The 23872-nt window shown below is 69.6% G+C and carries 29 protein-coding genes; 10 read left to right on the top strand and 19 right to left on the bottom strand.

Annotated elements, in window-relative coordinates; all coding sequences use genetic code 11:
• Positions 1-43: 43 nt before the first annotated feature.
• On the bottom strand, positions 44-1081 hold the full coding sequence (locus tag QFW77_RS11380) for a GlxA family transcriptional regulator (protein ID WP_280574813.1): 1038 nt from the start codon (positions 1079-1081) through the stop codon (positions 44-46).
• A gap of 119 nt (positions 1082-1200) precedes the next feature.
• Here QFW77_RS11380 and QFW77_RS11375 point away from each other — a divergent pair, with 119 nt between their 5' ends.
• A complete protein-coding gene (locus QFW77_RS11375; RefSeq protein ID WP_280574812.1) occupies positions 1201-1689 on the top strand; it encodes an SRPBCC domain-containing protein in 489 nt (162 codons plus the stop codon).
• Between the two features lie 33 nt (positions 1690-1722).
• Here the strand turns inward: QFW77_RS11375 and QFW77_RS11370 are convergent, their stop codons facing one another.
• The 4 genes from QFW77_RS11370 to QFW77_RS11355 form a co-directional block, all read right to left on the bottom strand.
• Positions 1723-2433 carry a hypothetical protein gene (locus QFW77_RS11370; RefSeq protein ID WP_280574811.1) on the bottom strand — a complete coding sequence of 237 codons (711 nt, stop codon included), beginning with the start codon at positions 2431-2433 and terminating at the stop codon, positions 1723-1725.
• 50 nt (positions 2434-2483) lie between these two features.
• A complete protein-coding gene (locus tag QFW77_RS11365) occupies positions 2484-3194 on the bottom strand; it encodes a hypothetical protein (RefSeq protein WP_280574809.1) in 711 nt (236 codons plus the stop codon).
• A gap of 262 nt (positions 3195-3456) precedes the next feature.
• Positions 3457-4473, bottom strand: a complete 1017-nt coding sequence (locus QFW77_RS11360) for an endonuclease/exonuclease/phosphatase family protein (RefSeq protein WP_280574808.1) — start codon at positions 4471-4473, stop codon at positions 3457-3459.
• A gap of 190 nt (positions 4474-4663) precedes the next feature.
• A complete protein-coding gene (locus tag QFW77_RS11355; protein WP_280574807.1) occupies positions 4664-5404 on the bottom strand; it encodes a LysM peptidoglycan-binding domain-containing protein in 741 nt (246 codons plus the stop codon).
• Between the two features lie 486 nt (positions 5405-5890).
• Between QFW77_RS11355 and QFW77_RS11350 the strand changes: the two genes are divergently transcribed.
• From QFW77_RS11350 to QFW77_RS11340, 3 genes are all read left to right on the top strand, one after another.
• Positions 5891-7567 carry a tRNA wybutosine-synthesizing protein 4 beta-propeller domain-containing protein gene (locus QFW77_RS11350; protein ID WP_280574806.1) on the top strand — a complete coding sequence of 559 codons (1677 nt, stop codon included), beginning with the start codon at positions 5891-5893 and terminating at the stop codon, positions 7565-7567.
• A gap of 84 nt (positions 7568-7651) precedes the next feature.
• Positions 7652-7855: a hypothetical protein gene (locus QFW77_RS11345; protein ID WP_280574805.1), complete on the top strand. Its 204-nt coding sequence runs from the start codon at positions 7652-7654 to the stop codon at positions 7853-7855.
• Positions 7856-8095: 240 nt separating this feature from the next.
• A complete protein-coding gene (locus tag QFW77_RS11340; RefSeq protein ID WP_280574804.1) occupies positions 8096-8914 on the top strand; it encodes an SDR family NAD(P)-dependent oxidoreductase in 819 nt (272 codons plus the stop codon).
• Here the strand turns inward: QFW77_RS11340 and QFW77_RS11335 are convergent.
• Together QFW77_RS11335 and QFW77_RS11330 are read right to left on the bottom strand one after the other, a co-directional pair.
• The gene (locus QFW77_RS11335; RefSeq protein WP_280574803.1) at positions 8868-9881 is read right to left on the bottom strand and encodes a hypothetical protein; all 1014 of its coding nucleotides are present in this window, start codon (positions 9879-9881) and stop codon (positions 8868-8870) included. The two genes, QFW77_RS11340 and QFW77_RS11335, sit on opposite strands and share 47 nt — an antisense overlap.
• Before the next feature lie 93 nt (positions 9882-9974).
• Positions 9975-10496: a hypothetical protein gene (locus QFW77_RS11330; RefSeq protein ID WP_280574801.1), complete on the bottom strand. Its 522-nt coding sequence runs from the start codon at positions 10494-10496 to the stop codon at positions 9975-9977.
• Positions 10497-10708: 212 nt separating this feature from the next.
• Here QFW77_RS11330 and QFW77_RS11325 point away from each other — a divergent pair, with 212 nt between their 5' ends.
• On the top strand, positions 10709-11602 hold the full coding sequence (locus QFW77_RS11325) for a pirin family protein (protein WP_280574800.1): 894 nt from the start codon (positions 10709-10711) through the stop codon (positions 11600-11602).
• On the opposite strand, the gene QFW77_RS11320 is transcribed toward QFW77_RS11325, so the two are convergent.
• From QFW77_RS11320 to QFW77_RS11310, 3 genes are all read right to left on the bottom strand, one after another.
• Positions 11553-12218 (bottom strand): dihydrofolate reductase family protein, encoded by a 666-nt coding sequence (locus tag QFW77_RS11320; RefSeq protein ID WP_280574799.1) that lies wholly within the window; start codon positions 12216-12218, stop codon positions 11553-11555. The two genes, QFW77_RS11325 and QFW77_RS11320, sit on opposite strands and share 50 nt — an antisense overlap.
• Before the next feature lie 163 nt (positions 12219-12381).
• Positions 12382-13062 (bottom strand): phytanoyl-CoA dioxygenase family protein, encoded by a 681-nt coding sequence (locus tag QFW77_RS11315; protein WP_280574798.1) that lies wholly within the window; start codon positions 13060-13062, stop codon positions 12382-12384.
• Positions 13063-13138: 76 nt separating this feature from the next.
• On the bottom strand, positions 13139-13525 hold the full coding sequence (locus QFW77_RS11310; protein ID WP_280574797.1) for a winged helix-turn-helix transcriptional regulator: 387 nt from the start codon (positions 13523-13525) through the stop codon (positions 13139-13141).
• Positions 13526-13576: 51 nt separating this feature from the next.
• Here QFW77_RS11310 and QFW77_RS11305 point away from each other — a divergent pair, with 51 nt between their 5' ends.
• Positions 13577-14158, top strand: a complete 582-nt coding sequence (locus QFW77_RS11305; protein ID WP_280574796.1) for a hypothetical protein — start codon at positions 13577-13579, stop codon at positions 14156-14158.
• 106 nt (positions 14159-14264) lie between these two features.
• Positions 14265-14759, top strand: a complete 495-nt coding sequence (locus QFW77_RS11300; protein WP_280574795.1) for a YaiI/YqxD family protein — start codon at positions 14265-14267, stop codon at positions 14757-14759.
• Here QFW77_RS11300 and QFW77_RS11295 read toward each other — a convergent pair.
• The 5 genes from QFW77_RS11295 to QFW77_RS11275 all read right to left on the bottom strand — a co-directional run bounded on the left by QFW77_RS11295 (position 14747) and on the right by QFW77_RS11275 (position 18390).
• Positions 14747-14896 (bottom strand): hypothetical protein, encoded by a 150-nt coding sequence (locus tag QFW77_RS11295; RefSeq protein WP_280574793.1) that lies wholly within the window; start codon positions 14894-14896, stop codon positions 14747-14749. The genes QFW77_RS11300 and QFW77_RS11295 overlap by 13 nt on opposite strands.
• Before the next feature lie 84 nt (positions 14897-14980).
• On the bottom strand, positions 14981-15181 hold the full coding sequence (locus QFW77_RS11290) for a hypothetical protein (RefSeq protein WP_280574791.1): 201 nt from the start codon (positions 15179-15181) through the stop codon (positions 14981-14983).
• 17 nt (positions 15182-15198) lie between these two features.
• Positions 15199-17238, bottom strand: a complete 2040-nt coding sequence (locus QFW77_RS11285; protein ID WP_280574790.1) for a 2Fe-2S iron-sulfur cluster-binding protein — start codon at positions 17236-17238, stop codon at positions 15199-15201.
• A gap of 28 nt (positions 17239-17266) precedes the next feature.
• Complete coding sequence (locus QFW77_RS11280; RefSeq protein WP_280574788.1) at positions 17267-17884, bottom strand: glutathione S-transferase family protein; 618 nt, start codon at positions 17882-17884, stop codon at positions 17267-17269.
• A 41-nt stretch (positions 17885-17925) separates the two neighbouring features.
• Positions 17926-18390 (bottom strand): nuclear transport factor 2 family protein, encoded by a 465-nt coding sequence (locus QFW77_RS11275; RefSeq protein WP_280574787.1) that lies wholly within the window; start codon positions 18388-18390, stop codon positions 17926-17928.
• A 150-nt stretch (positions 18391-18540) separates the two neighbouring features.
• On the opposite strand from QFW77_RS11275, the gene QFW77_RS11270 reads away from it, so the two are divergent.
• Both QFW77_RS11270 and QFW77_RS11265 read left to right on the top strand, forming a co-directional pair.
• The gene (locus tag QFW77_RS11270; RefSeq protein WP_280574785.1) at positions 18541-19443 is read left to right on the top strand and encodes a LysR family transcriptional regulator; all 903 of its coding nucleotides are present in this window, start codon (positions 18541-18543) and stop codon (positions 19441-19443) included.
• Positions 19444-19712: 269 nt separating this feature from the next.
• Entirely contained in the window at positions 19713-20294 is a 582-nt protein-coding gene (locus QFW77_RS11265) for a hypothetical protein (protein ID WP_280574783.1), read from the top strand.
• Positions 20295-20407: 113 nt separating this feature from the next.
• On the opposite strand, the gene QFW77_RS11260 is transcribed toward QFW77_RS11265, so the two are convergent.
• The 3 genes from QFW77_RS11260 to QFW77_RS11250 all read right to left on the bottom strand — a co-directional run bounded on the left by QFW77_RS11260 (position 20408) and on the right by QFW77_RS11250 (position 22578).
• Entirely contained in the window at positions 20408-21190 is a 783-nt protein-coding gene (locus QFW77_RS11260; RefSeq protein WP_280574782.1) for a hypothetical protein, read from the bottom strand.
• A gap of 60 nt (positions 21191-21250) precedes the next feature.
• Positions 21251-21622 carry a YajD family HNH nuclease gene (locus QFW77_RS11255; protein WP_280574781.1) on the bottom strand — a complete coding sequence of 124 codons (372 nt, stop codon included), beginning with the start codon at positions 21620-21622 and terminating at the stop codon, positions 21251-21253.
• A gap of 227 nt (positions 21623-21849) precedes the next feature.
• The gene (locus tag QFW77_RS11250) at positions 21850-22578 is read right to left on the bottom strand and encodes a hypothetical protein (RefSeq protein ID WP_280574779.1); all 729 of its coding nucleotides are present in this window, start codon (positions 22576-22578) and stop codon (positions 21850-21852) included.
• A 422-nt stretch (positions 22579-23000) separates the two neighbouring features.
• Here QFW77_RS11250 and QFW77_RS11245 point away from each other — a divergent pair, with 422 nt between their 5' ends.
• Positions 23001-23447: a VOC family protein gene (locus QFW77_RS11245; RefSeq protein ID WP_280574777.1), complete on the top strand. Its 447-nt coding sequence runs from the start codon at positions 23001-23003 to the stop codon at positions 23445-23447.
• A 25-nt stretch (positions 23448-23472) separates the two neighbouring features.
• Here QFW77_RS11245 and QFW77_RS11240 read toward each other — a convergent pair whose 3' ends face one another.
• Entirely contained in the window at positions 23473-23859 is a 387-nt protein-coding gene (locus tag QFW77_RS11240) for a cupin domain-containing protein (protein WP_280574776.1), read from the bottom strand.
• Positions 23860-23872: the final 13 nt, after the last annotated feature.

Raw genomic sequence — 23872 nt, 5'->3', positions numbered from 1 at the left:
GCGCGGCCCACGCGCGTGGGTACGCCCGCGGCCCGAAGGCGGCTCAGCGCCGCCCGCCGTCCTTCATCGTCCGGTAGCGCTGGCGATATCGGGCCGGGGTGATCCCGGCGGTGCGCCGGAACAGGCGCCGGAAGAATGCCGGATCCTCGTAGCCCACCGCGGCGGCGATCGCGTCGATCCGCGCCTCGCCGGACTCCAGCATCTGCTTGGCCTCCTCGATCCGCAGCGCCTGCACGTACGCCACCGGGGTGTAGCCGGTGGCGTTGCGGAACCGGCGCTTGAAGCTGCGCTCCGGCAGGCCCGAGCGCTGCACCATGCGCGCCACCGGGCTGGGCGCGTCGTAGTGCCCGGCGATCCAGGCCTGGCAGGCGGAAATCACCGCGTCGCCGTGCTGGCGCGGCCGGGTCATCGCCGCGAACGGCAGCTGGCCGTCGGCGCGGTCGCCGATCAGGAAGATCTTGGCGATCCGCACCGCTTCCGCCGGTCCGCAGCAGCGGCCGATCAGGTAGAGCGCGAGGTCCTGCCAGGACGAGGCGCCACCGGTCGTGATCAGGCGACCTTCGGCGCCGCTGTCGCAAAGGATCCGCTCCGGGCGCAAGCGCACCTGCGGGTAGCGGTCGCGGAACAGATCCGCCGCGCTCCAGTGCGAGGCGGCATCGCGCCCGTCCAGCAGCCCGGCCTCGGCCAGCAACAGCGAGCCGCTGCAGGTGGAACAGACGATGGCGCCGGCCTCGAGCTGGCTCCGGATCCAGCCGGCCGCCGGCGCCCAGCCGGCAGCGGCGCCCGGCGCCAGCGGCAGCTCGACATCCGTGGCGATCACGATGTCGCAGGCCGGCACCTGGGCGATGGCCGCCTGCGGCTGGATCGGCGTGCCCACCGCCGACCCGATCGGCGCAGGCGACATCGCCACGATCTGGGGGCGCATGCGCCGCGCGGCCACCGGCTCGCCGGTCAGCCGCTCCCACATCCAGCCCACCGCCGAGAACACCTCGTACAGGCCATACACCGCCATCGGCGTGGTCTCCGGCAGCGCCAGGATCGCCACCCTGACCGGTTCGGCATGCCGCGGCTCGGAAATCATGCCGCGACGTTGGCACGAATGCCCCGTTTTAGTCCAGAACCTCTCTCGAAGCCGCCCAAGCCGACCCGTAGCGTGTGGCCCGCGGACGATCGCGTCCGCGCCGACCCCGAGGAACCGCCATGCCCCTGCCCCATGCCTGCGTGCGCCTGGAGCGCACCTACCCCGTCCCGTCCGCCGCGGTGTTCGCGGCCTGGAGCCGGCGCGATGCCGTGCTCGACTGGTGCGCCCCCGGACCGGGCTGGACCTTCGAATACGAGGCCTTCGATTTCCGCACCGGCGGAACCGACGTGTGCCGCTTCGGCCCCGAGGCCGGCCCGGTGTGGACCAACCGCAACCGCTACGAGCAGATCCTGCCGCAGCAGCGGATCGTCTACACCACCACCCTGTCCAGCGGCGGCGCACTCGGATTCGCCGGACTGGTGACGGTGGAGTTCGAGGACGCCGGCGGGCAATGCCGCATGCTGCTCACCGAGCAGGGCGCCTATCTCGACGGCAGCGACGATTCCGACGGCCATCGCGCCGGCTGGACCGACATGCTCGATGCGCTCGGGGAACACCTGCAGCGCACGCCTGCCGCCCGGGGCGTCGGCCCCGGGCGGCGCGCATGAAGGATCGATGCTCCGATCGCCGATGTTCGCCCGCTACGGGCCGGTCACGAACATCTGTGCCGACCCCGGACTGCCCGAGGGCCCATTGCCATAGGATCCGGGCGTAGGGGTCTCGCCATTGCCGCCCCAGTTCGGTTGCGGGCCGGGGCTCGAGCAATCGCTGCTGGCGGAGAACACGCCGGTCGTGGCACCGGCGTCGCCGGGCGCGCCCGGCGATCCCGGCGTGCCGGCGACGCCCCCCTGGCCCCCCGCGCCGGCCGACGCGTCGAGCGGCTGGCTGGTCCCCAGTGAACCGTCCACCTTGACGGTCACGATGATGCTGCCGCCGTTGCCGCCCGGACCGCCCAGACCGCCCTTGCCCGAGTTGCCGCCGCGCCCGCCGTCGCCGCCGGTGCGGCCGTACTCGCAGTCGTCGCCGGCACCGCCCTTGCCGCCCTTGCCGCCGTGGCCGCCGTTGCCGCCCCGCCCGCCGGCGCCTCCGGCGCCGCCGCGCGCCTGGATCAGCACCCCGGGCAGCAGATTGTTGGCCTCGAGCACGATGGTGCCGCCGTGGCCGCCCGGCCCCCCGGGCCCGCCCTCGCCGCCGTTGGTCCCCGGTCCGCCCGGGCCGCCACGGGTGGCGCAGTCGTCGTCGATCCAGTTGCAGTTCGCCTTCTGGCCATTGTTGCCGGCGCCGCCATTGCTGCCGTCCGCCCCTTGGAACCCGGCGTTGCCGGCGGCTCCGTTCGCGATGATGTTTGCCATGTTCGTGTTTCCTTTCGTTTCGGTCGTGGATGGAAAATCGCGGAGGGCGCCTAAGCGAGGTTGCCCTGGATGGACGCGCACTTGACCTTCATGTACGAGCCGAGCGTGCGGATCTTGCCGCCGACGTGGATGCGGATGTCGTTCGCCCACAGGATCTGGGTGCTGGCGGCGACGTTGAAGGTGCTGTTCTTGCCGACCACGATGTCGCGGAACAGGATCGAACCGAGGTCGAACTCCTTCGCCACCACCAGTCGATCTATCCAGCGATGGACATGCGTGGCCACCATGTGGTCCCACTGCACGTCGCGCCGGTAGACCTCGGTGAGGGCACGGGCCAGCTGCGGATGGAAGTTTCGGCGCAGGCGCGAGTAGCGTGCGCGCAGGGGAGAGATCGCAGCGCGGCCCGCCGGGCGCGAGGCAGGCGTTTCGGCATCGTGCCTGCCGTCGCAATCGCAGCCGCAGTCGGGATCGCCCTCGTCCGGCGCGCGCAGCGCCGCCTCGAAGGCGGCGTCGTTGTCGCGGGCGATGGCGTCCATGGCCTTTTTCTCGTCCAGGCCCTCCGGCACGAACGACATCCGTTGCAGGTCCTTGAACGAGCTCACGCGCACGCGCTGGAAGAATCGCGCGTACTCGCCTTCCGGCCCGACCAGCACCTCGCCCTTGTCCTTGATCGTCAGATCCTCGCGCCGCTGCTTCAGCGCCTGGTCCACGGAGACCGGTTCCGGCCCGGTCTGCGCGGATTGCTGTGGTTTCTTCTTCATGACGTGCTCCTGTGCGGTATCAGCGAATGGGATGGAAGAAGCGCCTGCAGCCTCCCGCGTCGGGAACCATCCGCGCACGCTCGCCGCTTCCGAACACTCCTAACGCCCGAACCGCACCCGCGACGGCCAGCGCCCGGGAGCGCAAGTGATTGATCCGAAAGGTGTAGGAAAGCCCCTACGGGCGAACGCGGGAAACCCCTCGGGCATGGGTGGAGCCCTCGAGTCGCCCGGGCCCCGCCCCCGGGGTGGACCGGCGTTGCGTCTACTCCGGTACGCCCGCGAACGGGTCCGGGCTGTCCGGGTCCGCTCCCAGCACCCGCGCCATCGCCTCGTCGCTGCGGTCGGTAGCGAACTCGATCCACAGCGGCAGGTGGTCGCTGACGCGGGGCGACACCTGGCTCTGGGGGACCTCCTGGTAGACGGCGCCGGCGAAATCGATGGTGCCGGCCCGGCCGCTGGGGCGCAGGCCGAAATCCTCGCCCCGGAACCAGGCGATCTGGTCGTAGTGCTTGGCCACCTTGCCGGTGGTGGTGCGGACCGCCTGCAGCGCCTCGGGCACCCACAGGCCGGTTGCGACGAAGGCATCGAACAGCGGGTTGCCCTGGCGCTTGTCGATATTGAAGTCGCCGAGCACCAGCAGGTTCGGCTCTTCGCGGCTCTGGCCGCTGCGGGTGCGCGCGCGCAGCTCGTGCGCGGTGTGCCGGGCGAAGCGCTGCAGCTCGCCCAGGCGATCGGCCGGCAGCTCGCCGTAGCGGATATGGGCCGTGAGCAGGGTGAAGTGTTCGCCGCCGGCACGGAAGCCGGCGATATAGGGCGTGCGGTCGAACTGCTCGGGCAGGCCGGCGGGCGCGGGCGGCAGGACGATCTCGCCCGACAGCCCGGAAGGCAGCACCCGCCGGGTGTCGTAGAGGTAGGCCAGACGCTCCGAATTGCCCTTGTCGCCGGCGGTCACGTCGGTGAGCAGCACCGCCCAGTGCGGGCCGAGGAACTCGGCCATCAGGTGGCGCAGCGCGGCGGTCTCGCGCTGCACCTCCTGCAGGGCGATCACGTCGAAGCAGCGGACGATCTCGGCGATCAGCGCGAGCGCGCGCAGGTTCCGCTTGGGGCTGCCCGGATTCTCCGCCCAGCCGGCGTGGAAGCCGCCGAACTTCTGGATGTTCCAGGTGCCGACGATGACGTTGGCATCGGTCCGCCTCGCCGGCACACCGGCGCGGGCGATCCGGCGCCGCAGCCGGACCAGGTCCTCGGTGGCGGCCACGGAGTACTGGGAGTGATCCATGGCCCGCGCCCCGCCGCCGTAGACCGTCTTCGGTCCTCGTGGTCAACGGGCTCTGGGCGGCTTTCAGGTCAGCCTGGACCGGCCCGCGCAAGCGGGCCGCGCCCTGCCCGAAGGACCGAACCCGGCCGAGCCGGAATACGGGTGCGGTTCGCCCCCTCCCGCTCGCCGGGAGGGCGCGAGGCGCAAGGCGTCAGCCCTCGGTGCGGAGCTGCTGCGCCTGCTGCTGCGCCAGTTCGCGCACCCGCGCGGCGGCTTCGGAAAGCCCCTGCGCCTCCAACCTCTGGGCGATCCCTTCGCCGGCCTGGATCGCGGCGTCGGCACGATCCCCGGGGCTGTTGCTGGCGGCGAAGGTGCGGGAGCCGAGCGAGATTTCCGCCTGCGCAGCGGCGTCGAAGTCGGCGCCGGCGCCGCTGGCGGCGCGGTTGTAGTGGTGCTGATCGGAGCCGCTGACGTTCGGTTCGCCATTGGCCACACGGGTGCCGTGCGACTGCGCCGCCTGCTTCGCATCGACCCAGGCGCGCGCCGCCCCGTCCGTGGTGCGCGCAAGGCCGGCGGCGTGGGAGGCCGCCTGGTTGTAGTGCTTCTGGTCGGAGCCGTCGACGTTCGGATCCCCGTTCGCGACCCGCTCGCCATGCGTTTTCGCGGCGGCTTCCGCCCGGGCCTGCGGGTCCGGCGCCGCCGGCACGAAGACCACCTCGCCCGGGTAGATCAGGTCGGGATTGCGCTGCGCGTACTGGGGATTGTTCGCCAGCAGCGCCTGCAGGTCCGGGTAGCCGTTCTCCTGCGCGATCCTGGTGAGGTTGTCGCCCGGCTTGACTTCGTAGGCCGTGGTGCCTGCGGGTGCCTGGGCCGCCCCGGCCCGCAACTCGTCCAGGGTGACCAGCGCGGAATCGCGGAAGCTTGGACCGGAGTAGGTGATCTCGCCGCTCATGGCAGCCATCCTTTGGTGACGGGCAGTGGGGATCGCAGCTTCGGCGCGCAGGTCCCGACCGCACCATCGGGGTTCACCCCAGGTTGCCCGCTTTCGACCACGCGCACACATCGACGAGTCGAAAACGGGACAAGACCCTGCAGGCGACCCGGCCACGCCGGGCGCAATCGGCGGCCATGGCCGACGATCGATCCGCACCCGGGCCGGGACGCATGCGCGGCGCGAAAAGCGCCGGCGGAACAGGCGCGCCCCGCGCCCCGATACCAGGCGCTGTATGCAGCGATCACGGTTGAATTGTGCGGTTATTGATATTTACGCAGCCGGGCCGCTCCGGCAACGCAACAGGAATGGATCCGTAGCGCGCCGGGAATGACTTCGACGGACGGCCCCGGCTTTGCTGGAGCATCGCCGACCCCTCTGCCGGGCGGCCTGCCAGCGAGGTCCGGATCCATGACGCCACCCTCCCATCGCCCCCTGCACCGGCGCTTGTCCGCAGTCGCGTGCATCTGCCTGCTGGTGTCGGCCCTGCCGGCCGCGGGCTCGCAGTTCGAACGCACCGGCGAGCTGCTGCATGGCCGCGACATGGGCATGGCCGCGACCCTGCCCGATGGCCGGGTGCTGGTGGCCGGCGGGATCGGCATCGACGCCGAAGGCATCGGCTACACGCTGCACGAGGCCGAGCTCTACGACCCCGCCACCGGCGGCTTCGCCCGCACTGGCGACATGCGCCAGGGCCGCGACGGCAACGCCACCCACACCGTGCTGGCGGACGGGCGGGTGCTGTTCGCCGGCGGCACCTCGGAGAGCGTCGACGGCGATCGCGCGCTCTTGGCCAGTGCCGAGATCTACGACCCCGCGACCGGGCGCTTCGAACGTACCGCCGCCGACATGGCCAGCCCGCGGATGTTCCATACCGCCACCCTGCTCGACGACGGCCGGGTGCTGATCGCCGGCGGCTGGGGGCCGGACGACCGCCTGGCCAGCGCCGAGCTCTTCGATCCGGCCACTGGCCGCTTCTCGCCGGTCGGCGACATGACGGTCGACCGCAACGCCCATACCGCCACGCGCCTGGCCGACGGCCGGGTGCTGATCGCCGGCGGGCTGACCACGGACGCGCCCTACGAGCTGGCCTCGGCGGAACTGTTCGACCCCGCCACCGGCACCTTCAGCGCCACCGGCGGCCTGGCCGCGCCGCGCTTCATGGCCACCGCCAGCCCGCTGCCGGACGGGCGGGTGCTGGTCGCCGGCGGCCTGGACAACGGCGCATGGCGCCCGTTCGGCGAGATCTACGACCCGGCCACCGGCGCCTTTTCCGTCACCGGAGCGCTGAACATGTCGCGCCACGACCATGGCCAGCTGCTGCTGCCGGACGGCCGCGTCCTGGTGGTGGCCGGCAATGGCGACGCGCCGCTCGCCAGCGCCGAGCTGTACGACGCGCAGACCGGTCGTTTCTCCCATGTCGCCGACATGACGCTCGGGCGGGCCCGGCCCGCCACCGCGCTGCTGCAGGACGGCCGCGTGCTGGTCGCCGGGGGCGTACGCCCCTGGGAGGCGCCGCTGGCCATCGCCGAGCTCTTCGTGCCCGGCTCCGGGCCCACCACGGACCTGGCGGTGAGGATGCAGGCATCGCGCGCGCGGGTCGCGCCGGGAGCGCGGTTCCACTACGCACTGACGATCGCCAATCTCGGCCCCATGCCCGCCGAGGACGCCGCGGTCGACATCGCGCTTTCCCCGCACCTGGCGATCGGCGCCATCCAGGTGCTGCACGAACCAAGCGAAACCGCGCCGTGGGAGTGCACGCGCGATGGCACCTCGATCGCCTGCACGCCCCGCGACGGCCAGCTGCGCCCGGGCCGCGACCCGCGCAGGCCCTCGGTGGCGCTGCGGATCGAGGTGCAGGCACCCGGCGCCGCGCCCGACGAGCCGCTTCACGCCACCGCCATTGCCAGCAGCAGCAATCCCGACGGCGACCTCGGCAACAACACCGCGACGGCCGAGATCCGGGTCGATGGCGGGCCTTCGCCGGATCCGATGCCCCGGCTTCGGCAGGCGCGATCGACCGCTCCGGGAGCGCCGGAAGGCGGCGCGCCGGCGTGGTTCCGCAGGCAGGGAGACCCGCGGCGGGCGGCGATCGGGCCCGCTCTTCCCATCCCGGCCCGGTAATCCTGGCCCCCCGGGGCCGCGCCGCCCACGGTGCCGGCGCGCGCGGCCCCTTTCGTCCTGATGCCCCCCGGCCGGAGCGTGCACGTGAGTCCATCCCCCTCGAGAGTCCTCTTCCTCATCCTTGCGCTGGCGCTCGCGCTGTCCGCCTGCGCCCGCGAGCAGAATGCGGCGCCCTCCGCCGCCACCAACGGCACGGACGGCCCGGCCGCGCTGGCGCTCGACGGCAGCGCCTCCCCGCCGGTGGACCGCTCCCGTCTCGACGCGCTGGTGAGCTGCCGGGTTCTCTAGCGGCCGGTTCTCCAGGGCCTGGTATCCGCGCCATCGACGAAGCCGGGACGCGCCGCCCTGCCGGCACCCGCCCGCCACACCGGCGGCGAAACACCGGCCCGCCCGGAAAGCGAAGCCGGCCGTCGCCGAACCCTGTCGATCCCGCCTCCCCTCGCCCGTCGTGAGGGTGAGGGTGGCCACCGGCGCATACGCAAGCCCTGCGGACGCGGAACGGGCCCGCCGAACGACAGGAGAACGCGCATGCTGCTTCAGAACAGGACCGCCACGATCTACGGCGCCGGCGGCTCGCTGGGCGCCGCCGTCGCCCGCGCCCTCGCGCGCGAGGGCGCCAGGCTGGTGCTGAGCGGCCACCAGCTCGATCCGGTGGAGCGCGTGGCCGCCGCCATCCGCGCCGCCGGTGGCGACGCGCAGGCCGCCCGGGTGGACGCGCTCGACCGGGACGCCGTCGATGCGCACGTCGACGGCATCGTCCGCCGCCACGGCGCCCTCGACATCTCGTTCAACGCCATCGGCCTGCAGGACGTGCAGGACATCCCGCTGGTCGACATGCCGCTGGAGGATTTCCTGCGCCCGATCCGGATCGCCATGCAATCGCAGTTCATCACCGCGACTGCAGCGGGCCGGCACATGAAGGCGCAGGGCAGCGGCGTGATCCTGTCGCTGACCGCGACGCCGGGCGGCACCGGCTACCCCAATGTCGGGGGATTCGGCCCGGCGTGCTGCGCCATCGAAAGCCTCTCCCGCAATCTGGCCAGCGAACTGGGTCCGCACGGGGTGCGGGTCGTGAACCTCCGCTCGGCCGGATCCCCGGATTCGCGCGTCTTCCGCGAGGCCATCGAGCAAGGCGGCGACCGCGCTGCCGAGTTCATCGACAAGCTGCGGGACGACACCATGCTCAAGGCCCTGTCCGCAACGGACGACATCGCCAACGCTGCGGTGTTCCTGGCCTCCGACATGGCCGCCCGGATCACTGGCGTCACCCTGGACGTGACCTGCGGGACCACCAGCGCGCTCAACTACAAGATCGCTCCGGTCGCGTTCGTGCAGCCGGGCCGCTAGCGAAACGGGGCCGGGAGAACCCGGCCCCGGCCATCGCCGGCCCCGTCGCTCCGGTTCTCCGGAGAAGCTCGCCCCGCTCCAGCAGTTCGACCAGCCGTGCGCGATTGCCGCCCTCGCCCGGCCAGCCCATGAACTGGTCCAGCAGCGCTCCATCGCGCAGCAGGTAGAAATGCGGTGTCGACCAGTCGTCGATACCGGGCCACTGGTGCGTATCGTGGGCGATCCCGATCTGGATGTCCGGATGCTCCCGGTTCCAGTCCTGCACCGCGTCGAAGTTCAGACGAACGCTTTGTGGCGCGACCCAATGCACGGATGTCTTCATCGCATCCAGCAGCTCGACGTCCTTCAGGATCGCTTCCATCGCCCGTCGAGAAGGATTGCACAAGGGATGAACGACCGCGACGACCGCGATGCCCTGGTCGATCCGAATGTGCTCGCGCAACAGCTTGAATTCATCCGGATCGGTTCGATAGACCATCGGGCCGCGATCCGCGCCGCTGCCCGCAGGCGCGATCGCGGGCACCGGTTCGACCTGGAGGCCAGGGTGCCTGGACAGGTACGCGGCGGCTTCGTCGAACGCCCGCAGCCCGATCAGCCCGCGATAGAAATCCTCGCGCATCTGGTCCTGGGCGATGCCGCGGCGCTCCATCTCGGACAGATGGTCGCTCATCACCTCCAGATACGGCCGGCTTCGCGCATAGAAGAGCGCGGTGAATGCTGCCCTGAACCCGAAAGCCAGGTCACCGTCCTTCATTTCCTCGATCTCATCGACGGTGCGCCTGGGGAAGAGCTCCCCATACTTTTCTTCGATCGCCCTGGCGCGCTGGCGAGACGGGAGATCGAACGTATCCTGCTCGGCCTCGTACAAGCGATTGTATTGCTGCTCCTCCTGCGCGATTCCGGCGCCAGCATTCGCTATGCCCATCGCCAGCAATCCCGCCATGACCTCCACGAAGCGCCTGGTCATAGTCCTTTTCCAACCTGAAAGTACAGTATCCGCATCAAGCCCCTTCCCCTGGCCGGAGAAGGGGCGCACCGATCGCGTCTCACCGCCAGACGCTCAGCAGTTGTGAGTGCATATGAAGCTTCTGGATTCCATGCAGGTACCCGGGCTATGACACAAGTACCCTTGATGGTCGCCGCCATCCGCTTGCGGCGTGACGATAAGCTCGTCCGCCTTGGACTTGACGCGCAGCCCCGGAATCGACGGCGTCGATCTCTGGGCACCGAACAGCGACAGTAGCCGATAGATCTGGGTCGGAGAGAGTTCCGCACGAAGATCCTCGTAGTAGAAGCTGGCCAACCCGGCCTCGCTGAAAACGAGGCTCTGCAGGAATCGCTGCTGAGCTCCGGGGGAAAGGGCTGCAAGTGGCGTTCCCTCGGCCCCCTCCACCAGCAGGCTTCTCAGGTCGGCTTCCGACTTCACCGGTGCCAACTCGTACGCCAGCTCCCGCTCCAGCAGTTCCCTTTCTCCGAGCCTATCCGCAATGTCCTGCGGTGCCTGCATGACGAAGGCGGGGGATCCTGCTTGGGCAGCAGCCGAAACAAGCGCGACCGCGGCAACGAACAAGGCCTTTCTCATGACGTTCCTCCTTGATGATTTCCTGGTGGATCTCGTTCGAGACAGGAAGAGCCCGTCTCGCGGCAACCTTGCTCCCAACTTTCTTAAGAACAAGTCAATCGGGGCGTAATCTTTTATTCTGTTCTTGCCTGAGTTCCCAGTTTCGGCGGCGAGTCCTTTCGTCGCCCGGGATTCCTCGCCCGGCGCCGGCGCACACAGACGGGAGACACGACATGGTCGAACTGGTCATAGAGCAACGCCGCCGCGCCCTGGGCGGCGGAATGGAAGTGGGCCGCGTGCTGCCCTTCGCCAAGCGCCGCATGGTCGGCCCCTACATCTTCTTCGATCACATGGGGCCGCTCGACCTGCCTGCCGGCACCGACCGCAGCGTCGACGTGCGGCCGCACCCGCATATCGGGCTGTCGACCGTCACCTACCTCTTCTCGGGCGAGATCGTGCATCGCGACAGCCTGGGCTACGCGCAGGCGATCCGCCCGCGGGAAGTCAACTGGATGACCGCCGGCCGCGGCATCACCCACAGCGAGCGGCTCGAGCGCGCGCGGGCGCAGGGCGATCGCCTGCATGGCATCCAGGCCTGGGTGGCGCTGCCGGCCGAGTACGAGGAGGTGGATCCGGGTTTCTCGCACCACGCCGGCGCCGACCTGCCGCAGTGGAGCGACGGCGGCGTGCACGGGCAGCTCATCGCCGGCAGCGCCTACGGCCTCACCGCGGCCGTGGCGACCCATTCGCCGCAGTTCTACGCGCACCTCGACATGTCCCCCGGGGCGACGGCGGAGATTCCCGCCGGCTACTCCGAGCGCGCCGCGTACGTCGCCACCGGAACGGTGGAGCTCGACGGCGCCACCTACGCCGCCGGCAGGATGCTGGTGCTGGGCAAGGACGTCTCGCGGCTGCGGGCCGTCGCGCGTTCGACGGTGATGGTGCTTGGCGGGGAGCCGGTGGGCGAGCGCTTCCTCTACTGGAACTTCGTGTCCTCGTCGAAGGAGCGCCTGGCGCAGGCCGCGGCGGACTGGAAGGCCGGCCGCATGAAGCTGCCCGATGCCGACGATGCCGAGTTCATCCCCCTGCCGGACGAGCCCGCGCCGCCCCGTCCGCCCTTCTCATGAAGGTCAGGTGGGTCACGCCGCTCGGGGTCGAGACCGCCTCGATCGCGTAGTCCCGCTCGAGCGCCTCCAGGCCGTCCCAGACCCGGACCCCGCGACCGAGCACGATCGGGACCTGGACCAGGTGGATGTGGTCGACGAGCCCGGCGGCGATGAACTCACGGACCACCGTGGCGCCGCCGCCGATGCGCACGTCCTGGCCGCCGGCGGCCTTGCGGGCGGCCTGCAGCGCCTCGGCGGGGGCGGCATCGAGAAAATGGAACGTGGTGCCGCCTGCCATCTCGAGCGGCGGCCGCGGCCGATGGGTGAGCACGAAGGTCGGCGTATGGAACGGCGGATTCGGCCCCCACCAGCCCTTCCAGTCCGGGTCGTCCTGCCAGCCGGGCGGGCCGAACTTGTTGGCGCCCATGATCTCGGCGCCGATGCCGGCCTCGTGGCGCGCGGCGAAGGCGTGGTCGGCGCCGATGGCACCCCCGGCCCCGGCCCAGAACCGGGTGGCGAACATCCATTCGTGGAGCCGCTCGCCGGCATGGCCGAACGGGGCTTGCCTGGATTGCGGTTCGCCAGTGGCGAACCCGTCGAGCGAGATCGACAGATTGTGGATCCTGGTCAGGGACATCGGCGTGCTCCGGTCGTGGGTCGCTTGTCGGCGCGCATCGGAGGATGCGCCCGGCGGCCATGGCATCGGCTCCGGCCGCGGGATGGCATGCACTCCAGCGACGAACGGCGGCGGCACATCTCGACACCCGACCCCGCTTCGAAGTGCTCATCCACCCCGTTTTCTAGTCGGCGAACAGACACCGGCATGTCGCCATCATCCGCGGGTGCCGGCTGGCGTTGACCGACGGGGTATGCAGCAGGCGCATGTCCATCAGGTACACGTCGCCGGCACGGCCGCTCATCTCCACGATCGCCAACCCGCGTTGGGCGAGTTCGGGTTCGGGATCGGTCGAGCGCTTGAGCAACTGACGGACCGCGGACGCATCGCTCCGTTCCACCCGGTGCGAACCGGCCAATGCGAGCGTCGCGCCGCCCTGGGGGGCCACGTCGTCGATCAGGAAGAACGCCTGGATGCCCGGCAGGCGGCCGGGCGTGGCGGCCACGTCGACATGCCAGCTGAGCTGCCGCAGCGTCCACTCGCCCTGGCTGGGGGGCGACAGCAGCAACTGGGCCGGCTGGACCGCGGACGGCTTTCGCCCGGCCAGACCGGCGATCGCCGCCAGCAGCTCGGTGGTCGCCAGCGTCTGGTGCAGACGCGGCACCGCCACCTGTCCGGACAGCCGGCCGATCTGCTGGAACACCGGCAGGTCGCGCAGCGCACGCCAACTCGCCGCGGCCTGCAGGCGCTTCACCTCGCCAAGCACCCGCCGTGCGAGCGGCGCGACCTGGCGCTTGTCGAGGACACCTTCGAGCCGCAGGACACCCTGAGCGGCGAAGCCTCTGGCGTGGTCGTCGTTGAGCATGGTCCGTTCGAATGAAAGTGTCCGATCCGCTCCCGGGCCCCATTCCTGCCCGCCCCCCTTGCGCTCAGCCCAGCCACTAGTTGATGGGCATGCGGCACGCCATTGCTCCTGCACGGGGCACCGACGAGCGCAGCAGATGGCTCTCGCCCCAGACCCGCACGGATTCGATGATCGGCAGCAGCGTCTGCCCGTAAGGCGTGAGTCGATAGATCACCGGCGCCGGCGCCGGGCCGGTCGGCGTCCGGCCGACGATGCCATCGGCTTCGAGTTCGCGCAGCTGCTCGGCCAGCACTTTGCGGGAGATGGGAGCGACGCGCCGCCGCAGCCCCGCAAAGTGCAATTCGCCGTGGGCGAGCCAGTACAGGATGGTCAGCTTCCATTTGCCGCCGATGGCCGCGAAAGCAGCCGACAGCGGGCAACCTTCCAGCCGCGCATGGTTACCTGCAGGTGCCTTCTTGTGCATGGCCGCCTCGTCCTCGCATCCTGCCCGCATCATGCGAAACGGGAAGGGACAATGCAAAACACCGCACGCCGACTCAGCGCCGTGCTCTTGCTGGCGGCACTGCTGGGCATCGCCTCGCCGGCAGCGTCGGCGCAGGCCGCTCCCGGCGCTGCCCCGGTGGCCGGCCAGCACGACTTCGACTGGGAAATCGGCACCTGGAAGACCGAACTGCGCCGCTTGGCGAGGCCGCTGTCGGGATCGAGCGAATGGGACCAGTACACCGGTACCACCGTCGTGCGAAAAGTTCTAGATGGCCGGGCCAACCTGGTCGAATTGCGCGTGGAAGGCCCTGCCGGGCGCATCGAGGGCATGAGCCTGCGGCTCTACGATCCGCAAGCGAGGCAGTGGAGCCTGCACTACGCCAGCGCGCGCAATGGCGCCATGGGCCGCCCGATCTTCGGCGGCTTCCGGGACGGTCGCGGCGAGTTCTACGGCCAGGACGATCTCGATGGCAGGGCGATCCTGGTGCGCTTCGTCATTTCGGACATCACCCACGACTCGGCGCGCTTCGAACAGGCGTTCTCGGAGGATGGCGGCCGCACCTGGGAAACCAACTGGATCGCGCACGATACCCGCGTCGAGGATGCCGACTAGGACCCGCAAGACCGCCCCACGGCCCACGCTTCGATGAGCGAACCCGGAGCGCGTCGTCTGCCCCGGGCCGGCCGGGCTATCCTCGACCGGCAATGGAGCGCAGACGATGACGAGTCCAGCAGATACCCCGCCCGCACGGATCTGGGTGGACGCCGACGCCTGCCCCGGCCCGATCAAGGACATCCTGTTCCGCGCCGCCGAGCGCGCGCAGGTGCCGCTGACCCTGGTCGCCAACCAGTGGCTGCGCACGCCGGGCTCGCGCTTCATCCGGGCGCTGCAGGTGCAGGGCGGCTTCGACGCCGCCGACGATGCCATCGCCGAACGCGCCGGGCCCGGCGACCTGGTGGTCACCCAGGACATCCCGCTCGCCGCGCGCGTACTCGCCAGCGGCGCCGAAGCCGTCGATCCCCGCGGCCAGCGCTTCACCCAGGACAACATCGCCGAGCGGCTATCGGTGCGCAATTTCATGGAAGAGCTGCGCGGGGCGGGCGTGCAGACCGGCGGGCCGGCCGCGTTCGGCGCACGGGACCGGCAGGCGTTCGCGATGCAGCTTGACCGATGGGTGGCGGCCCTCCCCCGAGGCCCCGATCAATCCAGATAGGCGGGAATCCTGGGCATCGCCGCGATGTCCCTGGGTTCGTGCTGGATCACCAGACGGCCCTGGGTATTCCGGAGGATCCGCCTGATCCGGCCCATGGACGCCAGCGCCTCGCCGCGGGAACGGTTGAAGTCGGGCATCCGGTCCCGCTCGAAGTCGACGTGGCCGCAGCCCAGCGTGTAGAGACGAGGTTCCCGTCTTGGTCGTCCCGGGTTGCGCTGGGATCACGCTGAGCCGCCGCAGCCGCTCCGGTACGCATCCGCAAGCTCGCCCCCCGTCATCCATTGCCGTGGCATGGCGAGCGATTCGATCAACGCGGAGGGGTCGTGTCGTTCGGCGCAGCCGCCTGCTTGCGCGCGGGAAGCGGCGCGCCGGCCGGGCAGTCGCGCGGCGATGCCCCGGATGAACGCGATGATGCTCGCCATGGTGTCTCCTCGTTCGGTCAGGCTTCGATGACCAGCGGCTCGCTGCCCTGCATCGGAAGCGCCTGGCACAACAGCAGTTCGTCGCTGCCGCAGGGTGCCTGGGGTTGGCTCGGGTACGTGACCGAGCCCTGCGCGAGCACCTGCCTGCAGCTCCCGCAGGTGCCCGAGCGGCAGGCATACGGCGGGGCGAGCCCGCGCGCCTCGGCCAGGTCGAGCAGGCTGCCGGCGCCGGGCGTCCACCGCGCTTCCTTGCCCGACCGCGCGAACAGCACCTGCACCGGCCCGGTCGCGGCCGGCGGCATGCCGGCCCGGTCGTCGCGGCGGATGCCGGCCGGGCCGAACGCCTCGGCGTGGATGCGCTCGTTCGGCACGTGGACGCCGCGCAGCTGCGTGTAGACCGACTGCATGAAATCCGGCGGGCCGCACAGATGGAAATCGAAGTCGCCGAACGGAAGCACAGCCTGCAGCAGCGCCAGGTCGACGCGGCCCCTGGCGTGGTAGTCGCGGCCTTCGATGCCGCCCCCGCCAGGATCGCTCAGCACCTGCACGACGCGCACGGCGCCGTTGGCGGCTTCCGCGAGCTGCTGCAGCTCGCCGGCGAACGCGCGCTCGGCCACGCTGCGGCTGCCGTGGATGAACCAGGTCGGTCGGACACGGCGCTTGCGCACGCCTTCGTAGACCACGTGCCTGAGCATCGCGACCATCGGCGTGATGCCGATGCCGGCGGAGATCAGCACGAGGGGGCGCGGCTGCAGCGCATCGACGACGAATCCGCCGCGCGGCGCCTGCGCCTGGATCGTGTCGCCGGCGCGGCAGTGATCGTGCAGGTGCGTGGAAAAGGCCCCCTGCCTCCGGACGCTGATGCGATAGCGGCTGTCCGACGGGGCGGCCGAGACCGTGTACACGCGCGAGGTGTGGCGCTCATCGCCGGGCAGCTTCAGCCGCACCGGCAGGTACTGGCCGGCCTGGTGCAGCCACGGCCCCGGTGTGCCCACGGGCTCGAGCCAGAACGACTTGACCACGGACGACTCCTGCACGATCTCCGCGATGCGGAAATCGCGCCACTGCCCGCGCATGCGCTCGGCCTCGCGGCGCGCGTCGGATTCCTCCCAGGAGCCGGTCATCAGCGCGTTCGGCGACGCCTCGCCGCCCCGGCCGCGCAGCGGAAACGCGCCCTTGCGCCTGGTCCAGCGCCGGACGTCCACATGCCAAAGCCGCTCCGCGCCCTGGAACGTGGCGGCTTCCTCGGCCCCGAAATCGAGCAGCACGTCGCCGGACAGGTGGAGCATGTCGCCGGTGGCGAAATCCACGAACACCAGGCCTGCCCTGGGATTGAGCAGGAAGTTGCCGAGCGTGTTGAAGTGCAGGTTGCCGGCGAAGTCCGGAATGCTCAGCCGGTTGCCGCGGATCCTCACGAAACCCGGCTTGCCGCCGCGATGGGAGGCGTCCACCGAGCGCGCGCCCCGCTCTCCCCGTTCGACATGGCTGCCGACGAAAAAGAGGTCGGCACCCGCGATCATCCTTCGCGCCGCCTCATCGAGCGCCTGCCCGGACTCGACATCGCCATGCCAGGGCTGCGCCGGATCGCGGACGAATGCCATGCTGCGCGTGTGGATGTACTGCGGGCAGTTGCCGAACGACTGGCCGACGGCCACGCCGAGGCGCCCGCTCCCGGTCTGCACCAGAGTGCCGTTCATCCGGTTGCGTCGCCGCGTGCGCAGTTCGATGCCGAGCAGGCCGACGGGTTCGCCGGGCACCCAGCCTTCCGCCACCGGATCCGACGGATCCGGCGCGCAGTCGATCTGCAGGAACCCCGCATCGGGGGAATGCGCAAAGCCGGGCCGGCCCGCCAGCAGCGTGACCGCCGGGTCGCCCTGCCGGTCGACGCTCGCCGCGACCAGGAACGGCAGCTGCGCAAAGAACGTCCGATGCTGGTCGGGCATGTGGTCGCGCACCGCCTTCCTGGCGAAGGCGTCCACGCGCTCGGCCACCCCGAGCTGCCGCTGGATCGCCAGTTCGCCTGCGTGGAACGGGGATGGGGACGGTTCGGCCGACATCGCCGGTGGCTCGCCAGGGTCCGGCGGCCTACGCCGCCAGCCCCACCCTCGTCGCCTGCATCGGAACGAAGCCCGGCAGCTGCTCGATGCGCTTCAACCATGCGCCGACGCCGGCGTACTCGTCCAGCGCGACGTTGCCTTCCGGCGCGTGGGCGATATAGGAATACGCAGCCACGTCGGCGATGGTCGGCTTGTCCCCGGCCAGAAAGCGGCGGTCCCTCAACTCGCCATCGACCACCGCGAGCAAGGCGTGGCTGCGCGCGACCAGCGCGTCCGCATCCAGCTTCGCCCCGAACACGGTGACCAGGCGCGCGGCGGCCGGGCCGAAAGCGATCTGCCCCGCGGCCACCGACAGCCACCGCTGCACGCGCGCCGCGCCCGCCGGGTCCTCGGGCAGCCACTGGCCGCCGCCGTACTTCTTGGCGATGTACACCAGGATGGCGTTCGAGTCGGCCACCGTCTCGCCGCCGTCTTCGAGCACGGGGACCTGGCCGAAGCAGTTCATCCGCAGGAACTCCGGCTGCTTGTGCGCGCCGTTCTTCAGGTCCACGTCGATCAGCTCGGCATCCAAGCCGATCAACGAGAGCAGCAGCTGCGCGCGGTGCGAATGGCCGGACAGCGGGTTTCGATGGAGCTTGATTGCCATGTCGATGGTCCTCGAGGGGAAAGGTGGAGTGCGTGGCGCGATCAGAGCCCGAGCTCACCGAGCGCGGGCTGGTCGTCGGGGCGGCGACCGAGCGGCCAGCGGAACAGGCGCTCGTGCTCGCCGATCGGCAGGTCGTTGATGCTGGCGATGCGCGTGCGCATCAGGCCATGCGGGTCGAATTCCCAGTTCTCGTTGCCGTAGCTGCGGAACCAGGCGCCGTGCGCGTCCTGCCATTCGTAGGCGAAGCGCACGGCGATGCGGTGCTCGTGGAAGGCCCACAGCGCCTTGGTCAACCGGTACTCGCGCTCTCGCTGCCATTTGCGCGCCAGGAAGGCTTCGATCTGGTCGCGGCCCTGCAGGAACTCCGAGCGGTTGCGCCAGCGGCTGTCGGCCGTGTACGCCAGCGCGACCCGGGCGGGCTCGCGGGTGTTCCATGCGTCCTCGGCAAGCCGCACCTTCTGCGCGGCGGTGTCACGGGTGAAGGGCGGCAGCGGGGGTCTGTCCATGGTCGGCGTCTCGACGGGGAGGGAGGGCGCAGGTCGCGGGCGGTGGGCGAATGGCCTCGGCATCCGCCGCCGAGAGAAAGCCTAGGTGCTTCCATATTTCGGCACTAGTGTGTAAATAATGGAATCAGTCTTCCGAAATATGGAACAAACATGGATCGCCTGGAGGCCATGGGCGTCTTCATGAGCGTGGTGGAGCACGGCAGCCTGTCTGCCGCCGGCCGCAAGCTGGACATGCCGCTGGCCACCGTCAGCCGCAAGCTGTCGGACCTGGAGGCGCACCTGAAAGCGCGCCTGCTCAATCGCTCCACCCGGGGGCTCACGCTGACCGACTCCGGCCGCGACTACCTCGCCGCATGCAAGCGCATCCTCGAAGACGTGACCGAGGCCGAGCGGGCCGCGGCGGGCGAGTTCTCCGAGCCGCGGGGCGAACTGGTGATCACCGCACCGCTGGTGATGGGCCGGATGCACGTGCTGCCGGTCGTCGTCGAATTCATGGCGGCCTTCCCCGAGATCAACGTGCGCCTGATCCAGGGGGACCGCATCGCCCACCTGATGGAAGAGCAGATCGACCTCGCCGTGCGCGTCGGAGAGCTGCCCGACAGCCGGCTGACGGCGGCGCGCATCGGCACCATCCGTCGCGTGGTCTGCGCCAGCCCGGCGTACTTCTCCACGCATGGGCTTCCGGGCGTGCCGCGCGACCTCGCCGAGCACCGGTGCATCACCTTCGACGCGATCAATTCGACCGTCGCGTGGACCTTCCCGGTGGACGGCGCCGAGGTGGCGGTACCGGTGCGTTCGGTACTGGTGGTGAACACCGCGGAAGCCGCGATCGATGCGACCCTCGCCGGGGTCGGCGTGACACGCGTGCTGTCGTACCAGATCGAAGAGTGGACCCGCAGCGGGCAGCTGCAGACCGCACTGCGCGAGTTCGAGCCGCCGGCAATGCCCGCCAGCCTGGTGTACAGCGGCCAGCGCCGCCTGCCGTTGAAGCTGCGCGCGTTCCTGGATTACGCAACACCCCGCCTGCGGGAAAGACTCGCCACGGCCGACTGATGCGGTGCTCGTACCGGGCTGGTCCGCACGACAAATGGGGCGCCTGGGCAGAACCGCACCTGGCCGGTGTCAACCACCTGGGAAAGAAGGACTAGGCCGCGAAGCGTTCGCACTCGCTCCTGGGAGAAGCCCCGCCAGGCGTGGCCAGCACTGCCGAACCCGGCAACGCCCGAGAACGACCAGGCCGACCCCGGCTTCTGGCGCCCGCCTTCACAAGCGGCCCGCCCCCGCGTTTTCGGGTGTGTACCCGCGCAGAAGACCGGTCTTGCTTGGCCCTCCACCCCCTCGAGCTGCTGTTGCTACTGCGCGGGCTGTCGCGCCCGCCGCCACCGGCGACCCGGGCCGGTACCGGCCCCACCGCCACGCCGCCCACCGCCACTACCCAGGAGCCGTCCATGGCCAACGAATTCGAATTCCTCGACAAGCACTACGATCCGACCGACATCCCGGAGGTTGCCGCGCAGACCGCGTTCGAGCGCTTCGGCAACTTCCCCAACGCGCACACCAGCACGGTGATCTTCAACATCCCCTGGCAAACGCTGACCAACGCGATCAACCAGGCGGTGCTGACCTATGTCAACGGCGGCGTCGCCAGCGGGACGGCGGCGGCAACGCTGAGCGCAAACGGCCAGCAGTGGAACATCGTGCTGACCGGCCTGCAGTACGTGAACGCCACCCGCACCATGGTGCAGGGCCGTCCGCAATATTCGATCGACGAGTACCGGAACGGCAGCGTGTTCGTGAACGCCGAGGCGATCGGCGGGCAGCTGCTCGGCGAGGTGGTACACCTGAGTACCGGCTTCGGGACCTGGGTGCAGACCCTGGAACTGAAGAACCCGCCCACGCTGTGAGCCGCACTGGATGGCACAAGACCCGACACGAGCGCGCAGGCGCAAGCCGCTTCCTAGATAACAAGAACCGAGAGCACTGCAGGCCTTCTCTTCTGCAACGGTGATACGCCCAGCTAGTAGAGAACTCCATGCTCGGAAACTTCAAGCAAAGCGTCATCCAGGCCTGGACGAACGTCCGGTGAGAGTGGAGGCAACCCGCGATCGATACGATCTTGATTGATACGGGAAGCAATCTGGTGGGACAGGAGTTCCGATAGATAGTCCTGTTCAGGGCTCAGCCGGGCCCTCATTCTCAGCGACGCCTTCCAGTCGCCTCGAAGGGCGGCGGCACGGAAGTACGCTTCGGATCTCACCGGATTGGAGTTCGAGTACACGCTGCCCAAAGATTCGAGCGCGAAAATCGAACCTTGAACGGCCGCAAGGTTCAGGTAGGCCATTGCCTGTTCGCGGAACCTCGGCTGGGTAAGCGCAATGTTCTCAGCATGGATGATCTGCGTGGGCGATATCCCTTTCGAGACATCCAAGTTTCTGGGGTCGGGCTCGACTTCCCCTGCAGCGACCAGAGTCTCGCGCGAAGGAAACGCATTCCGATTCAACCAGTCAACCTCGGCCTGCGTTCTTGGCTCATGCAAGGTGTCCCCCAGGCGGACCTGGGAGATCGCGAAAGCCCTCGGAGCTGGGCGTGGCCTCGCGGCTCCCGCAGAACCTTGAGTCGCTGGTCCCGGCTCGGCAATTGCCTGCAATTCGGAAGATTCCACGGCTTGCGACGAGACTTCCCGCGGTGCGGGCGATTGCCGCCAGGGATCGACCAGCGAATAGACGACCACCAGGCCAGCACTCGCGACTACTAGCGCCAGCAGCCATGCCGGCCTGCGGCGTGGACGATCCTGCATCATTACCCCCCTTGCGCAGCCCCCTGGCTATCTGGTGGCACGAGAATGCAACGGTCCCAACGCTCAGGGGTCCTCGCGCTTGAGCAGCGAGCCCAGGCCGGCGAACGGGCTGGACTTGGCCGCCGCGTGCTTGTCTTCGGCTTCCAGTGCGCTGACCCCGGTGTAGTCGCCCTGGCGCGAGTGCTCGTTGTCGTGGCAATACACGCACAGCAGCTCCCAGTTGCTGCCGTCGGCCGGGTTGTCGTCGTGGTTGTGGTTGCGGTGGTGCACCGTCAACTCCTGCAGGTTGGCGCGGGTGAACTCGCGCGCGCAGCGGCCGCAGACCCAGGGGTACAACTTCAGCGCACGCTCGCGGTAGTCGTTGGCGCGCCGCTCGGCGTTGCGCCGGGCTTCGGCGACGATGCGGTCGAGCCTGGCCTGGTCTGGGGTGGGCATGGCGGAAGTCTAGCCGGAGTCGGAGGCTGTGGGAGCACCGGGAAGCCCGTCCAGCCCCCGAGCCGCAAGGCCTGGGCGATTCACGTGGGTCCCTGGGGTGCGGTGGAAGCTCAAGCCGCTTCGTCGCCCTCTGCTCCGCCGCACGCCGGTTGCCGGTTGCGTCGAGCTGCTATCGACTTCCCGGCCTGCGAAGCCCGCGGACCGGTGCGGCACGCGCCTGCGCCCGTTCACTGACGACCCATCGCCGCACCGGCAGGTTCGGTAGCGATCTCATCCCACATCTGAACTGGCCGGTGATCTGGCCGCTGCCCACCAGCAAACGCCTGAAGCAATGCAGCGGCCCGCTGGTCGACTACCCGACTTTCGACCACATGAAGATCTAGTCCGGCCATCATATCGCCAGCGCGGGTATCGCCAAGCAAGTAGGCGACGCGCAGGAACGCAGCAGCGCTGAGGCGATCGTTCGCGTTGCGAAGCTGGACTTCCGAGATGAGATAGTAGGCATAGATGCTGCCTCGATCCGAGGCCTTCTTCAGCTCGAGCAAGCCATTTGCAAGCTCACCGCTCGCCGCCAGGCGGCGCCCATACTCAGCCTGGGCGACAATCGAGCCCCCGGCTGCCAGCCTTCCCAGCTGGTATGCGCTCATGCTTTCGAACAAATCGACCTCGTTCTGGCTTGGAAATCCGTTTCTCATGAGCCACTTGGCTTCCTCCGGGGTGCGCGCCAGCCGCCATCGGTTCTGTCCACAGCTTTGCTGGCAAAGAAAGTCCTCGACATCCGGCTTCTGCATTTCGTAACGAAGCGAGTCGGAAGGGCGATTGCCCTCGTTCGGCGCTGCGTCGGCTACCTCGCCTGAAGCCACAGTCCCTGTGCGAGCGTCTTCTCCTTCCTGGCAGCCAATCAGAAACGCACACCCGCAAATGACAGCTGCTATGAAGCAATCGATGGATTTCATTTCAGGGCACCGAGCCTCGCCCAGTTCTGCTGCTTGTCGGGTTTCAGCCATGGTGGATAGCGCCGCTACAAGCGCGCAAGGGGGTTGTACCAGGAAGCAAAACTACAGGTGTGGCGCCGAAAGCGGAAGCAGGTGCCGGGGCGGCGCACGGCAGCCGCTGCGTGGCCAGAACATGCCGGCCAGGCCCGCCGATGTATCCACCCCCCGACCAGGAGCCCTTTGTCCTATCTGTGCCGCGGCATGGTGGCCGCCCGGGCGCGCTGGGCTGGTGTCGAATCTCCGATCCGTCGTTCGTCGCACAGTCAGGCGCGTGTGCTCTGTCACGGCGAGAGTTGCCACGGCAGCTACCCTTGTCACAGTCGCGGCCCGTCCGCAGCCCATCGCGCCCCCGTCCACCCCGACCCACCCAACGAGGAGATGACATGAAGATCGTGACCAGCCTGAGCTTCCACGGGCAATGCCGCGAAGCGTTCGAGTTCTACGCCAAGGTGCTGGGCGGCAAGATCACCGCGGCCATTCCCTATGCCGACGCGCCGCCGGACATGCCGATCAGCGACGAGAAGCACAAGACCTGGCTCATGCACTGCTGGCTCGATGTCGGCGACCAGTCCCTGATGGGGGCCGACATGGACGTGGACTGGGCGCCCAACGTCGACAAGCCCAAGAACGGCTTCGACGTCACCCTGCACACCGACGACATCGACCAGGCCAGGCGCTGGTTCGAGCAGCTGTCCGAAGGCGGCAGGCAGGTGATGAAGTTCGAAGAGACCTTCTGGTCGCCGGGCTTCGGATCGCTGGTCGACCGCTTCGGGGTGCCGTGGATGGTCAACACGGTGCCGGCGGCGGACTGGAAGCCTGCGCAGGGCTGAACTTCGAGCCCGGGCCCGCCCCTGCCTACTCCAGATCGGTCTGGATCCAGCGCGGCGAGTGATGGATGTCGATCGTCTGGAGCCGGCCAGGCCCGAGATTCTCGAAGCGGTGTGGAATGCCGGCGGGGCCAAGGACGGCTTCCCCGGCGCCGGCGTCGATGGTGGTCTCCCCGACGAAGAACCGGGCCCGCCCTGCGACGACGATGAACGTCTCGTCGTACGGATGGACATGCAGGCGCGGGCCCTCGCCCCGCGTGTCGGTGCCGTAGGCCAGCACCGTGACCGCCCCGCCCATGGCGACCCCCTCGATGGAGCCGCGCCAAGGTCCCTCGGCAGCGGGATCGAACAGCCTCTCCCGCGCCGGGGGGCGGCCATCGGGCCCGACCGTGGCAGGGTCGAAATCGTTGCGCATTCGTGGTTCTCCT

It is taken from the genome of Luteimonas endophytica (assembly GCF_029887875.1).
In the GTDB taxonomy this organism is placed as follows: domain Bacteria; phylum Pseudomonadota; class Gammaproteobacteria; order Xanthomonadales; family Xanthomonadaceae; genus Luteimonas; species Luteimonas endophytica.
Note: the sequence above shows the minus strand (reverse complement) of the source record. Positions and strands in the feature narration are given on the sequence as shown.

Coding starts and splice junctions, on each gene's coding strand:
- QFW77_RS11365 (WP_280574809.1), bottom strand. CDS start 3,194: ATGAAGAAGAAACCACAGCAATCCGCGCAGACCGGGCCGGAACCGGTC.
- QFW77_RS11310 (WP_280574797.1), bottom strand. CDS start 13,525: ATGCACAAGAAGGCACCTGCAGGTAACCATGCGCGGCTGGAAGGTTGC.
- QFW77_RS11325 (WP_280574800.1), top strand. CDS start 10,709: ATGGTCGAACTGGTCATAGAGCAACGCCGCCGCGCCCTGGGCGGCGGA.
- QFW77_RS11255 (WP_280574781.1), bottom strand. CDS start 21,622: ATGCCCACCCCAGACCAGGCCAGGCTCGACCGCATCGTCGCCGAAGCC.
- QFW77_RS11295 (WP_280574793.1), bottom strand. CDS start 14,896: ATGCCCGACTTCAACCGTTCCCGCGGCGAGGCGCTGGCGTCCATGGGC.
- QFW77_RS11280 (WP_280574788.1), bottom strand. CDS start 17,884: ATGGCAATCAAGCTCCATCGAAACCCGCTGTCCGGCCATTCGCACCGC.
- QFW77_RS11240 (WP_280574776.1), bottom strand. CDS start 23,859: ATGCGCAACGATTTCGACCCTGCCACGGTCGGGCCCGATGGCCGCCCC.
- QFW77_RS11260 (WP_280574782.1), bottom strand. CDS start 21,190: ATGATGCAGGATCGTCCACGCCGCAGGCCGGCATGGCTGCTGGCGCTA.
- QFW77_RS11270 (WP_280574785.1), top strand. CDS start 18,541: ATGGATCGCCTGGAGGCCATGGGCGTCTTCATGAGCGTGGTGGAGCAC.
- QFW77_RS11290 (WP_280574791.1), bottom strand. CDS start 15,181: ATGGCGAGCATCATCGCGTTCATCCGGGGCATCGCCGCGCGACTGCCC.
- QFW77_RS11300 (WP_280574795.1), top strand. CDS start 14,265: ATGACGAGTCCAGCAGATACCCCGCCCGCACGGATCTGGGTGGACGCC.
- QFW77_RS11320 (WP_280574799.1), bottom strand. CDS start 12,218: ATGTCCCTGACCAGGATCCACAATCTGTCGATCTCGCTCGACGGGTTC.
- QFW77_RS11375 (WP_280574812.1), top strand. CDS start 1,201: ATGCCCCTGCCCCATGCCTGCGTGCGCCTGGAGCGCACCTACCCCGTC.
- QFW77_RS11315 (WP_280574798.1), bottom strand. CDS start 13,062: ATGCTCAACGACGACCACGCCAGAGGCTTCGCCGCTCAGGGTGTCCTG.
- QFW77_RS11340 (WP_280574804.1), top strand. CDS start 8,096: ATGCTGCTTCAGAACAGGACCGCCACGATCTACGGCGCCGGCGGCTCG.
- QFW77_RS11330 (WP_280574801.1), bottom strand. CDS start 10,496: ATGAGAAAGGCCTTGTTCGTTGCCGCGGTCGCGCTTGTTTCGGCTGCT.
- QFW77_RS11335 (WP_280574803.1), bottom strand. CDS start 9,881: ATGACCAGGCGCTTCGTGGAGGTCATGGCGGGATTGCTGGCGATGGGC.
- QFW77_RS11245 (WP_280574777.1), top strand. CDS start 23,001: ATGAAGATCGTGACCAGCCTGAGCTTCCACGGGCAATGCCGCGAAGCG.
- QFW77_RS11285 (WP_280574790.1), bottom strand. CDS start 17,238: ATGTCGGCCGAACCGTCCCCATCCCCGTTCCACGCAGGCGAACTGGCG.
- QFW77_RS11305 (WP_280574796.1), top strand. CDS start 13,577: ATGCAAAACACCGCACGCCGACTCAGCGCCGTGCTCTTGCTGGCGGCA.
- QFW77_RS11250 (WP_280574779.1), bottom strand. CDS start 22,578: ATGAAATCCATCGATTGCTTCATAGCAGCTGTCATTTGCGGGTGTGCG.
- QFW77_RS11360 (WP_280574808.1), bottom strand. CDS start 4,473: ATGGATCACTCCCAGTACTCCGTGGCCGCCACCGAGGACCTGGTCCGG.
- QFW77_RS11275 (WP_280574787.1), bottom strand. CDS start 18,390: ATGGACAGACCCCCGCTGCCGCCCTTCACCCGTGACACCGCCGCGCAG.
- QFW77_RS11370 (WP_280574811.1), bottom strand. CDS start 2,433: ATGGCAAACATCATCGCGAACGGAGCCGCCGGCAACGCCGGGTTCCAA.
- QFW77_RS11355 (WP_280574807.1), bottom strand. CDS start 5,404: ATGAGCGGCGAGATCACCTACTCCGGTCCAAGCTTCCGCGATTCCGCG.
- QFW77_RS11380 (WP_280574813.1), bottom strand. CDS start 1,081: ATGATTTCCGAGCCGCGGCATGCCGAACCGGTCAGGGTGGCGATCCTG.